The sequence below is a fragment of the Nocardia xishanensis NBRC 101358 genome (assembly GCF_001613365.1).
Classification (GTDB): Bacteria; Actinomycetota; Actinomycetes; order Mycobacteriales; family Mycobacteriaceae; genus Nocardia; species Nocardia xishanensis.
Map to the genome: position 1 here is coordinate 25838 of NZ_BDCF01000067.1, position 11461 is coordinate 37298.

Annotated in this window: 10 protein-coding genes; 2 read left to right on the forward strand and 8 right to left on the reverse strand. The window is 69.2% G+C overall.

Features of this window, described 5'->3' with window-relative positions; all coding sequences use genetic code 11:
• Nucleotides 1–24 precede the first annotated feature (24 nt).
• On the forward strand, nucleotides 25–954 hold the full coding sequence (locus NX1_RS31985; RefSeq protein WP_068067902.1) for a TauD/TfdA dioxygenase family protein: 930 nt from the start codon (nucleotides 25–27) through the stop codon (nucleotides 952–954).
• Between the two features lie 64 nt (nucleotides 955–1018).
• On the opposite strand, the gene car is transcribed toward NX1_RS31985, so the two are convergent.
• The 5 genes from car to NX1_RS37535 all read right to left on the reverse strand — a co-directional run bounded on the left by car (nucleotide 1019) and on the right by NX1_RS37535 (nucleotide 7616).
• Nucleotides 1019–4507, reverse strand: coding sequence for a carboxylic acid reductase (car, locus tag NX1_RS31990; protein WP_068067875.1), 3489 nt, complete (start codon nucleotides 4505–4507; stop codon nucleotides 1019–1021).
• A gap of 100 nt (nucleotides 4508–4607) precedes the next feature.
• On the reverse strand, nucleotides 4608–5366 hold the full coding sequence (locus tag NX1_RS31995; RefSeq protein WP_068067878.1) for an acyl-[acyl-carrier-protein] thioesterase: 759 nt from the start codon (nucleotides 5364–5366) through the stop codon (nucleotides 4608–4610).
• A gap of 50 nt (nucleotides 5367–5416) precedes the next feature.
• On the reverse strand, nucleotides 5417–5962 hold the full coding sequence (locus NX1_RS32000) for a carboxymuconolactone decarboxylase family protein (RefSeq protein ID WP_068067881.1): 546 nt from the start codon (nucleotides 5960–5962) through the stop codon (nucleotides 5417–5419).
• An 86-nt stretch (nucleotides 5963–6048) separates the two neighbouring features.
• Entirely contained in the window at nucleotides 6049–6414 is a 366-nt protein-coding gene (locus NX1_RS32005) for a DUF3703 domain-containing protein (protein ID WP_068067884.1), read from the reverse strand.
• Nucleotides 6415–6584: 170 nt separating this feature from the next.
• Entirely contained in the window at nucleotides 6585–7616 is a 1032-nt protein-coding gene (locus NX1_RS37535) for a helix-turn-helix transcriptional regulator (RefSeq protein ID WP_218024214.1), read from the reverse strand.
• Between the two features lie 134 nt (nucleotides 7617–7750).
• Here NX1_RS37535 and NX1_RS32015 point away from each other — a divergent pair, with 134 nt between their 5' ends.
• Nucleotides 7751–8173, forward strand: a complete 423-nt coding sequence (locus NX1_RS32015; RefSeq protein ID WP_068067890.1) for an SRPBCC family protein — start codon at nucleotides 7751–7753, stop codon at nucleotides 8171–8173.
• Nucleotides 8174–8243: 70 nt separating this feature from the next.
• Here NX1_RS32015 and der read toward each other — a convergent pair whose 3' ends face one another.
• The 3 genes from der to NX1_RS32030 all read right to left on the reverse strand — a co-directional run.
• Nucleotides 8244–9659: a ribosome biogenesis GTPase Der gene (der, locus tag NX1_RS32020; RefSeq protein ID WP_068067893.1), complete on the reverse strand. Its 1416-nt coding sequence runs from the start codon at nucleotides 9657–9659 to the stop codon at nucleotides 8244–8246.
• Nucleotides 9656–10327, reverse strand: coding sequence for a (d)CMP kinase (cmk, locus tag NX1_RS32025; RefSeq protein WP_068067905.1), 672 nt, complete (start codon nucleotides 10325–10327; stop codon nucleotides 9656–9658). Before cmk ends, der begins: the two co-directional genes overlap by 4 nt.
• Before the next feature lie 65 nt (nucleotides 10328–10392).
• On the reverse strand, nucleotides 10393–11461 hold a 1069-nt coding region (locus NX1_RS32030; RefSeq protein WP_245668807.1), incomplete at its 5' end, for a pseudouridine synthase.

The window sequence follows — 11461 nt, forward strand, 5'->3', positions numbered from 1 at the left end:
GATCACCTCCCGAAAGACACGATCATGACCACCGTCAGCGAAGCCCCGACCACCATCCACATCGCCCCCGTCGCCGGGCACATCGGCGCCGAGGTCACCGGCGTCGACCTGCGCGCCGATCTCACCGACCAGCAGGTCGCCGACCTCACCGCCGCGCTGCACACGCACAAGGTGCTGTTCTTCCGCGACCAGCACATCGGTCACGCCGAACACATCGCGTTCTCCCGGCGCTTCGGCGCCGTCACGCCCTCGCACCCGTACGACGACGACGCGCCCACCGAGTTCCCCGAGATCCTCGCCGTGGACAGCCGCCTGTACGAAAAGCGTTTCGGCGTACGCAAGTTCAGCTACACCAACCACTGGCACACCGATGTCTCGCCGCTGATCAACCCGCCCGCCGCCTCGCTGCTACGCGCGGAGATCGCGCCGGAACGCGGCGGCGACACCAGCTGGACCAATCTGGCCGCCGCCTACGCGGGCCTACCCGAGTCGCTGCGTACCTTCGTGGACGGCCTGCGCGCCGAGCACCGGTTCGGCGGCAAGCAGCCCGCCTGGCAGGAGGACAGCGACTACGCGAAGAAGGTGGCCAAGGCGCCGCTGGTGACCGAACACCCGGTGGTGCGGGTGCATCCGGTCACCGGCGAACGGATCCTGTTCGTCAATCCCGGCTTCACCACCCAGATCGTCGGACTCAGCCCGCGCCAGAGCGACGCGGTGCTGAAGGTGCTGTTCGACGAGCTGTCCGACCCCGCCTACACCGTCCGATTCCGTTGGGAGAAGGGCAGCCTCGCGTTCTGGGACAACCGCGCCACCGCCCACCTCGCCCCGAGCGACCTCGCGCACCTCGACGTGACGCGGGTGCTCTACCGCACCACGCTCGAAGGGGACATCCCGGTCGGCGTCGACGGCGCGCCGTCGACGCCGATCGCGGGCGACAAGTTCGTGGGAGCCTGATCCCGAGCCGCGAGGCCCCGCGCACCGGATTCTCGGTGCGCGGGACCTCGGGCTTTTCGCGCGGTCAGAGCAGCCGGCGCAGCCGCAGATCGCGGACGTACTTCTCGATCAGTTGCGGCGACAGGTGCGGGATGTCCGCGGCGCCGGGGAGTTCCAGGGATCGGACCGCTGCGCGGAAATTCCCCGCGGGCAGGGCCGCGCCGTGTAGGGGCGGCGCGGGCCGCCGGTACGCGTGCAGCAGAGGCAGCAGGGTGTTGGCGCGCTGATGCTCGGGAAGGGCGCGCAGGGCGGATTCGAAACGGGTGAGCCAGTCGTCGTAGTCGGCGATGCGGTGGATCGGGTGCCCCGCCTCGATCAGCCAGTCGACGAAGGTATCCAGGGAGATTCCGTCGTGGTGCGGGTTGAGCACGTCGTAGCTGTGGAAGCCGTCGGTGGCTGCGGCGCCGAGCGCGGCGATGGCGGCGGCGGTGAAATCCGCAGGCAGGCCGTCGTAATGGGCGCGCGGCCGCTGCCCGTCGGTCTCGGTCCGGTAGAACGATCGGGGCGCGATGCCGGTGGCGAGCAGGCTGAGCAGCAGCCGGGTGAACATGTCGGGCACGTTGAGCTGACCGGCGTACCGGCTGTGCGCCAGGATCATGTCGGAGCGGAAGACCACGACCGGCAGCCCGAAACGGGCATTGGCTTCGCGCAGTAGCACTTCGCCCGCCCATTTGCTGGTGCCGTAGCCGTTGGCGTAGCTCTCGTCGACGATCCTGACCGGGCTCATCTCGCGAATGTCGCCGTCCTCGGCGAATTTCGACGGATCGATCTGCGCGGCGACCGCCACCGTGGAGAGGTAGTTGACCGGCTTGCGGCGCGTGGTCAGCGCCAGCCGGATCAGTTCGGCCGTGCCGACCACGTTGGGGCCGAACAGCTGCCGATACGGCAGCACGTGATTGACCAGCGCGGCGGGATGCACCACGAGATCGACTTCCGCGGCGAGCCGCCGCCAAGTCGCCTCGTCCACGCCGAGATTCGGTTCGCCGATATCGCCCGCGAGCACCTCGAGGCCGCGCTCGGCCAGCTCGTGGAAGCGATCGAGCAGCTCGGCGTCGCCGGTGTCGAAGACCTCGTCGAGCCGTTTGCGGGCAGCGTACTCGTCGCCGCCGCGCACCAGGCAGATCAGTTTGCCGCCAACGGCATTCAGCCGCTCCAGCCATTGCAGGCAGAGGAAGCGGCCGAGGTAGCCGTTGGCTCCGGTGAGCAGCACCGTCCTGGCCGGACCTGCCGCGAGCGGCAGGTCGGCGGCGGCGGACAGCGTGGCCGGATCGAGGAACGCCTCCAGCGTGAGCTGCGCGGCGGTGACCCGGCCGGTGTCACCATGCACGGCGAGGAAGCTCGGCCGGTGCGCGCCGCCGGATCGGGCGGTGTCGATGTAGTCGGCGAGCCCGCGCAGATCGTTCGCCGGGCTGGTGACCACGCCGACCGGCACCTCGACGCCGAAGACCTCGCCGAGCAGGTTCGACAGCGACAGGGCCGAGAGCGAATCGCCGCCGAGATCGGTGAAGTGCGCGTCCGGACGGATGTCCGCGCCCGCGCAGCCGAGCAGCGCGCGGGTCGCCCGGCCGACGGTCTCCAGCACCGGTCGCGTCGCGGCCTCGTGGCGCAGCGTGAGCAGTTCCTCGTTCTGGGCGGCGGCGAGATCGGCGTACAGCTGCTCCAAGCGCTGGCCGTATCGCTGCCTCAGCTTGGGACGCAACAGCTTTCCGATACCGGAGAGCAGTCCGTTCGCCGTGCTGAACGGTTCGGTCTCGACCAGGAAGTCGCGCGGGATCTCGTAGGAGTTCAGCTCCGCGTCCTTGGCGACCTGCTGCAACGATTCGCTCAGTGCCGCAGCGAGTTCCGCGCCCTCCCAGCGGGCCAGCGCGTCGTCGGTGGGCACGATCACCGCGAGCAGATAGGCGCGTTCGCTGCTGCCGTGCACGAAGATCTGCCGCACCAGCGGGCTGCCCGCGAACACCGCCTCCAGCTTGGCGACCGTCACGAATTCGCCCTGCGACAGTTTCAGCACGTTGTTGCGGCGATCTACGTAGACGAGGCGATCCGGGCCGACCTCGGCGACGATGTCACCGGTGCGGTAGAAGCCCTCGTCGTCGAAGATCTCGGCATCGAGCTCGGGGCGCCGGTAGTATCCGGCGATCATCGCGGTCGTCTTCAGCAGCAGCTCGCCGCGCGGATGCGGCGAATCGGTATGGAAATAGCCGAGTTCCGGCACGTCGACGAGCTTGTAGTCGAGCACGGGGGGTCTGCGCACCAACGTGTCGATCACCAGGCCGCCGCCCGCCTCGGTGGAGCCGTAGCCGTCGTGCAGTTCCAGATCGAGAACGGACTCCACGAATGTCTTCATCTCGGCGGCCAGCGGGGCGCTGCCGCACATCGCGGTCATATAGCGACCGCCGAAGAAGTCTTCCCGCAGTTCGGTTTTCACCGCCTCCTCGAGGTCGGCGGATGCGCCGTCCGATCCCGACCTGCGATCCAACTCGCTCTGGTACCGCTGAAAGACCATGTCGCACACGCGCGGAACGAAGAACAGCTCGGTGGGCCGCACCAGGGCGATGTCCTCGAACAACGTCGACATATCGCTCGCCGCGGCGAAATAGGCCGTGCCGCCGCGAGAGAGTACCCCGTACAGGCTCATCCGGCCCGCCACGTGACTCATCGGCATGTAGTTGAGGTTGATCGACGCGACCAACGGCTGGGCCAGCCACATCGCGGTCACCAAGCCGCCGGTGTACATCGCGCCCTTCGGCGTTCCTGTGCTGCCCGAGGTGTAGATGAGCAGCGCCAGCGCGTCGTCGTCGGGTTCGTGCGGCGGCACGGGCGGGAGTCCGCGGCCGCGGCCGACGACGTCGTCGAGAGTTTCGATCACGATCGAAGCGCCCGCCAGGCGGCGGCGGGCCGATTCCAGCGCCTCCCGGTGATCGTCGTCGCCGGAGTGGTAGTCGAACACGATCAGACGATCCGGCGCATGACCGTCGACCACCGCGTCCACGGCATGGTCGAGCAGGTCGAGGCCGGTGGCGACGACTCGCGGAGCGGTCTCGGCGAGGATGGGGCGCAGCTGCGCGACGGTCGCACCGGATTGCAGCGGAACCGCGACGGCGCCGAGGTGAACGCACGCCAGATCCAGGACGGTGTACTCGGTGCTGGTGAAGCCGAGGATGGCGACGAAATCGCCTGCGCGCACAGGTATTTCGTGGTACCAGTGGGCAGCGACCGCGCCGACGCGCGCCCATACCTCGCCGTAGGTCAGCGTGTCGAAGTCCGGCAGCAGCCGCGTCCTCCGTCGGCCGGTCCGCGGATCGGTGCTCAGCTCCACCGATCGCTGCCCGAGCGCGGGGCGCTCGGCGTAGCCCGTCATCACGGTCTGCACGATCCGCGGCAGCGGTATTCCCGGCAGCCGGATCTCCGCGCTGATCTCGCGGCTCGGCGCCGCGTCCCTGATCTGCCGATGTTCGGCGTACAACCGCGCGATCCGCTCGGTCTGTCGCGCGGTCCGTGCTTGGTCCACCATTGGTCCGCCTCCACGATGAGCCACCGGCCCCCTGACGAACACGTTAGATCAACTAAGGATCTAGGTCACGGGTTTCGCGGAGCCCTGACCTCCCGCCCGGTCAGAGCGGGGTCACCTGGGCAACCGCGCGCGCTTCGCCGCCCGCGGCGAGCCACGCGTCCAGGGTGTCGCCCGCACGACGGCCGACCACCTGGACCTGGTCCCCGGATTCGAGCGGCTTGGAGTACTCGATGATCACCCGGTACGGGGCGGTGAGCAGATCGCTGTGCCTCGCCAGCAGTTCCTCGAGCGCAGCCAGGTAGACCGCGTTGTTGACGTGATCGAGCACGTCGATGTCGGCCACCCGCAGCGGAAACGGCAGCACCTCGACCTCGGCCGCCGCCGTGTCGGGCATGGGCTCGGTGAGGGCGGATTGCCAGCGCAGGCGGTGCTCGGTGGTGCTGGCCAGCATCGGGGCCATGAAGCGGTCGCTCATCCGGGTCGGCACGCCGCTGTCGATGCCGAAGTGGATCAGGAATGCCTCGGTCTCGATGAGGCCGCCCCCGCTGCCGACGATCTGCACGCGCATATTGCACCAGCGGTTGGACAGGGCCGAGCACCAGCGGTGCAGGGTGACCCGCTCGCCCCACGCGACCGGCTTCAGCACGTCGACCACGGTGCGGCGTACCACCCAGCCGCGGTGCGAGTCACCGTCCTCCACCGCGTCGAGATGTTCGAAGCCGATGTCCTGCAGATAGCGGGCCACCGCGTCGAGGCGGAGCCGGTGTTCGCGGTCGGTATCGGCGAGGCGGACCGGCCACCCGGTCCGAAAGGGGGTTCCAATGGACGGACGTTCCGGCAATACGCTGGGAATGACCATGGTCGGATGATGCCAGGGGGAGGCCCCGCCATCCCATTAGGCACTCCGGGTCAGCCCGCTCGAGTCTCGGGAATCGCGCACGCCATGCCCTCGGCCATGCCGGTGGGTCGCACGCCGAGCGCCTGATTGAGGCGGGCGCGCTGGTTCTCCCAGGAGATCGCGGCGGCCAGCTCGGTGAGTTCCGCCTTGCCGAGGTGGGTGAGCAGCTGGGCGCGCAGTTCATCGAGGCCGACGGCCGGTGTCGTCGTGACGGCCTCGGCGTAGGCGATCACGAGTTTCTCCAGCTCGGTGTAGGCGTCGCTGGTGCGATAGTGCGGCAACTCGGTGATCTGACGCTCGGTGATTCCGCTGTACTGCGCGATGGCCGAGCCGATGTCGAGACAGAACTCGCAGTTCACCAGGCTCGCGGTCTTCAGCTCGGCCAGGTCTTTGAGGTGCGGGTCGAGACGGTTGGCGAAGATCGTCATCGTCTCGTAGACCGCCGTGCTCACCAGCAGCTGCGGCCTGCGCCCCAGCCACGCGACCAGATCGGTGCGATTCCGGCGGGCCCGCCGGAACGCCTGTATGTGGCTCCGAATACGCCGAACGGTTCGCATTGTCCGCCTCCCCTTCGCTCGTCGCGGATGTTTCCGGTCGCCGCCATCCTACGCTCGAAACGACAGGCTGTAGTAGAGATTCCGGGCTAGATGCGGGCGGCCTCGCCGCGCCCCGCTTCGAGAATGGCGGCCAGGTCGGCCGGGATCGGCATGGGCGTCATGATGCCGACCGCGGTGCGACCGGTGTTGCCGATCGGCACCCGGCCCAGCGACGAACCGAGCCCCGCGCCCGACAGCCGAACCACCTGACCCAACGCCTCCTTCCGATCGCGGCACCGCAACGCCAGCCGCAGCATGTGCCAGTGCGAGCGGGTATGCGGCCACGGCCACCGCTGCGACAGGATGTGCGCGCGCTCCAACGCACGCCACATATCGCCGAGATCGGTGGCGTCGGTCGCGGCACGCAGTTCTTCTTCGAACGAGGTACGAACGGTGGGCGGCATAGGTGCCATGGTTCCTCCTGCACTCCTGCAACATCTCTACCCTCGAAGCATCGCCGCCCAACCACGCCGCCGCCTTGAACAAACCTGCTGCACCTCCATCCGACCTCGCACACCGTTTCAACGCCTCGCAGACCTTACAAAGTCTGCGAGGCGTGCTGACGGTATGCGAAGACGGACCTCTAGACGGTGGCGTTCCAGTTCAGGTCGTTGAAGTCCGAAGGGGGAGCGCCGAACATGCTGCGGCAGACGCGGGTCAGGTGCGCGCTGTCGGCGAAGCCTGCCTGGTGCGCCACTTCGGTGAGCGAATGTCCGGCCGCGAGCAGTTCCGCGGCGCGCTGCATCCGCAGCCAGCGCAGATACGGGCGGAACGGCAGCCCGAGTTCGGCCGAGAAGACGTGGGCCAGACGGCTTTCCGACAGATGCACGGCACGCGCGAGCTCGGCGAGCCGCACGGGCCCGGCGGAGATTCGCTCCGGCAGCAGTCGCAGCACTTCGGCTACGGCGGGATGGCGTACCGCCTCGCCCGCCATGCCGATCCGCAGCCACACCGCCTCCGATTCCGAACCGAGCGCCGAGCGCACCCAGTCGACGAAGGAGGATGCCTCATCGGTGAGCATGCCGCTGATCGTCAGCTCGGCGGACGCATCTTCGCCCGTACCCAATTCGGCGGACGCCCCTTCGCACACATGCTGCCCGGTGGACGCCTCGCCGAGCACGTGCTGCTCGGCGGTCGCCCGTTCGACCGAGCCCAGCTCGGCGGCCCCGTCGAGCACGCGCTGATCCGCGACCGCTCCGCCATCCACCCGTCGCCCCGCGGATGCGCCAACGCGCTCCTCGTCACGCAACCATTCGCTGAGCGCGTCGAGCTGCAATTCCTTTGCGGAACAGGTCCATCCGCGAGCCGAGTCGCGGGAGTGTACCGCTGCTGCCCACCGTGCGCCCGGCGCCGACTCCGGCTCCAAGTGCGCCACCGCGCCGTGCGAGGCACCGCGTACGACCGCGTGGGCCACATCCGGTGGAACGACGGCCGCGCGGCAGACCACTCGCTCCCCCGCTCGGTCCGCGAGCACCATGTCCTCGGCGGCAACGATGACCTGCACCGTGTGATGGGCGTGCAACGCGGCGGTCCCGATCTGCCCGACGATCACCAGCCGTCCCGGCCGCAGCGCGGCCACACCCCGCCACCGTCTCGTACCGCCACCGTCCGTCATGTTCTCAGTGTCACCCGCACTCCGCGATCGACCGCATCGGGTCGGAACGGACACGGTCCGAGAGTGAACTGGGATTCGCCAACCCGGTCTCGAGGCGGAACGAGAGTGTCGGTATGCGGTGATACAACAACGGCATGTGGAAGTACGAGCACAGCGCCGAGACAACCGTGAGCCCGGAGGCGCTGTGGCGCAGCTGGTCCGATCCGAACCGCTGGCCGGAATGGAATCCGGGCATCCAAACCTTCGAGCTGGACGGTCCTTTCGCGCCGGGCACCACCTTCCGCATGACTTCCCCCGACGGGGATACGGTCGAACTCCGCTTCGTGGAGATCGTGCCGGGCGAACTGTGGAGCGACGTCTTCACCGGTGACGGTTTCGACATCCTCACCGTGCACCGTCTCGAGTCGTTGCCGTCGGGACAGACTCGCGTGATCTACCGGACCGAGATCACCGGCCCCGCTGCGGATACCGCGGGCCCCGAGATCGGCCCGCAGATCACCGCCGACTTCCCCGAGGTCGTGGCGGGGCTCATCGAGCACGCCGAACAGTCGGCCTGACCGCTCCGATCCAGGGGCAGCGCGGGCCCCGGGTGGACGTCGTCCTCCCGGGGCCCGCGACAGCTGCGAACTACTTCTTCCGGTCCCGCTTCTCGCGCACGCGCACCGAGATGCGCACCGGCGATCCGTCGAATCCGAATTCCTCGCGCAGGCGGCGTTCCAGGAAGCGGCGGTAGCCCGCCTCCAGGAATCCGGTGGTGAACAGCACGAAGGTGGGCGGACGGGTGGAGGCCTGCGTCGCGAAGAGGACGCGGGGCAGGCGGCCGCCGCGCATCGGCGGTGGGGTCGCCGCGACGACTTCCTTGAGCCAGGTGTTGAGGCGGCCTGTGGGAATGCGCTTGTCCCAGGATTCGAGCGCGGTCTCCATGGCAGGCACCAGCTTCTGCACGGCGCGGCCGGTGTGGGCGGAGATGTTGACGCGCTGCGCCCACGGCACCCGGACCAGTTCGCGGTCGACCTCCTTCTCCAGCTGGAGGCGGCGGTCCTCGTCGACCAGGTCCCACTTGTTGAAGGCAAGAACCAGCGCCCGGCCGGAGTCGGCGACCAGGCTGATCACCCGCAGGTCTTGCTCGGTGATCGGCTGCGAGGCGTCGATGAGCATGATCGCCACCTCGGAAGCCTCCAGCGCCGACTTGGTGCGCAGCGAAGCGTAGAACTCGGTGCCGCTGGCGTTGGCGACCTTGCGGCGCAGGCCCGCGGTGTCGATGAACTTCCAGATCTTGCCGCCCAAGTCGACGAGCGAGTCGACCGGATCGACGGTGGTGCCCGCGACATCGTGCACCACCGAGCGCTCGTCGCCGGACAGCTTGTTCATCAGGCTGGACTTGCCGACGTTCGGCTTGCCGACCAGCGCGACGCGGCGCGGCCCGGCGCCGCCGGTGCCCTCGCGCGGCGTCTCGGGCAGCACGTCGAGCACGTCGTCGAGCAGGTCGCCGGTGCCGCGGCCGTGCGCGGCGGAGACCATCCGCGGCTCGCCGAGGCCGAGCGACCACAGCGAAGCGGCCTCGGACTCGACGCGCTGATCGTCGACCTTGTTGGCGACCAGGATGACCGGGATCTTCGACCGGCGCAGCTTCTTGACCGCGGCCTCGTCGGTGGCGGTCGCCCCGACGGTCGCGTCGACCACGAGCAGGATCGCGTCGGCGGTCGCCATGGCCACCTCGGCTTGGCGGGCGACATGCTGTTGCAGGCCCTTGGCGTCGGGCTCCCAGCCGCCGGTGTCCTGCACCAGGAACCGCCTCCCGGACCAGCTCGCCTCGTAGGAGATGCGGTCGCGGGTGACGCCGGGGACGTCCTCGACGACGGCCTCGCGGCGGCCGAGGATCCGGTTCACCAGGGTGGACTTGCCGACGTTCGGGCGACCGACCACCGCGAGCGTCGGCATGGCGAGGTGTTCTTCGCCCTCCTGCTCACCTACGAGATCGGCGATCTCCCAGTCGGTTTCGTCGCTCCATACACCGTCGCCTGCCAGGACGTCTTCGGTCACCGATTCCCTCCGATAGTCGAAATCTGCTGCGCGACAACGCGATACAGCTCGTCGATGACCTCGTCCATGCTCAGCTCGCTGGTGTCGACCAGCACCGCGTCCTCGGCGGGACGCAGCGGGGACACCTTGCGGGTGGAGTCGAGGTTGTCGCGACGCTGCACGTCGGCGAGCACGGCCGCGTAATCGTCGCCGCGACCTTCCCTGATGTTCTGCTGGTTGCGCCGTTCGGCGCGCGCCTCCGCGGAGGCGGTCAGATAGATCTTGGCGTCCGCGTCGGGCAGCACCACGGTGCCGATGTCACGGCCTTCCACGACGATGCGCTGGGCCGACGCGGTGATCTCACGCTGCAACGCGACGAGCAGCTCGCGCACCTCGGGCACCGCCGACACGGCCGAAACCGCCTTGGTGACCGCGTCGCCGCGGATCTCGGCGGACACGTCCTCGCCGTCGAGCTCGATCACCTCGTGGCTGGGATCGGTGCCGATCGTCAGCGGCAGCTCCTTGACCGCGGCGCCGATCGCCGCGGTGTCGGTGAGCTCGATGCCCGTCCGCAGCACCCGCAGCGTGGCTACGCGGTACATGGCGCCGGTGTCGAGATAGCGGGCGCCGAGCCGGGTGGCGAGGCGCCGGGAGACGCTGGACTTGCCGGTGCCAGAAGGCCCGTCCATGGCGACCACCAGCGGAACCTGGCCCGCCACCGGGCCGGGAATCTCGACCGGAATCTCCACACCGTTCACAACGACACCGCCTCGTAGAGTTTGCCGATTTCATCGCGACCGAGCACGCGCAGGGTGCCCGGCCGTTGATCGCCCAGCGCCACCGGTCCGATATGGGTGCGCACCAGCCGGGTCACCGGATGGCCGACCGCGTCGAGCAGGCGGCGCACGATGTGCTTGCGCCCCTCGTGCAACACCACTTTCACCAGCGAGCGTCCCTCGCCCAGCTCGAGCACCTGGAAGCGGTCCACCTTGGCGGGACCGTCCTCCAGCTCGACGCCGTCGCGCAGCCGCTTGCCGATGATCTTGTTGTTGACCTCGCCGTTGACGGTCGCCAGGTAGGTCTTGGACACCTCGAACGACGGGTGCATCAGCCGATGCGCGAGATCGCCGTCGTTGGTGAGCAGCAGCAGGCCCTCGGTGTCCGCGTCGAGCCGTCCGACGTGGAACAGCCGCTGGCCTGCCGCGATGCGCTCGGCGACGATGTCACCGACGCAGGGCCTGCCCAGATCGTCGGACATGGTGGACTGCCAGCCCTTGGGCTTGTTGAGCGCGACGTGCACCAACTCGTCGCGAACCACGACGCGGGTTCCGTCGACGCGGACCACGGCCGTCTGCGGGTCGATGCGCAGGCCCTGCTCACGCACGATCGCGCCGTCGACCTCGACTCGGCCCTGGTCGATCATCTCCTCGGCCGCGCGCCGCGAGGCGACACCGGCCTTCGCGAGCACCTTCTGCAACCGCTCGCCCTCGCCCCATGGCAGCTTGACCGGGCCCTCGGTGTGCGCGGGCTCGACGTTCTGGCGGCGGGCGGGTTTGGCGTTGCTCAGCAGCGGCTGCGCGGGGATCTGCCGCTGCGGCTTGGGGTTCTTCGACTTGCGCGCGGCAGGGGCCTTGGCCGGACCCTGGCTCCACGAGGACCGCTGGGCCGGGGCGCCCTGCCCGGAGCCGCCGCGGCCGAAACCGCGCTGACCCGAACCGCCCTGGCTCGATCCCTGCTGAGCCGAGCCACGCTGACCCGACCCGCGCCGGCCGGAACCGTGCTGGCCCGCGCCGCGCTGGGCGGAACCGCCCTGGCTCGCACCT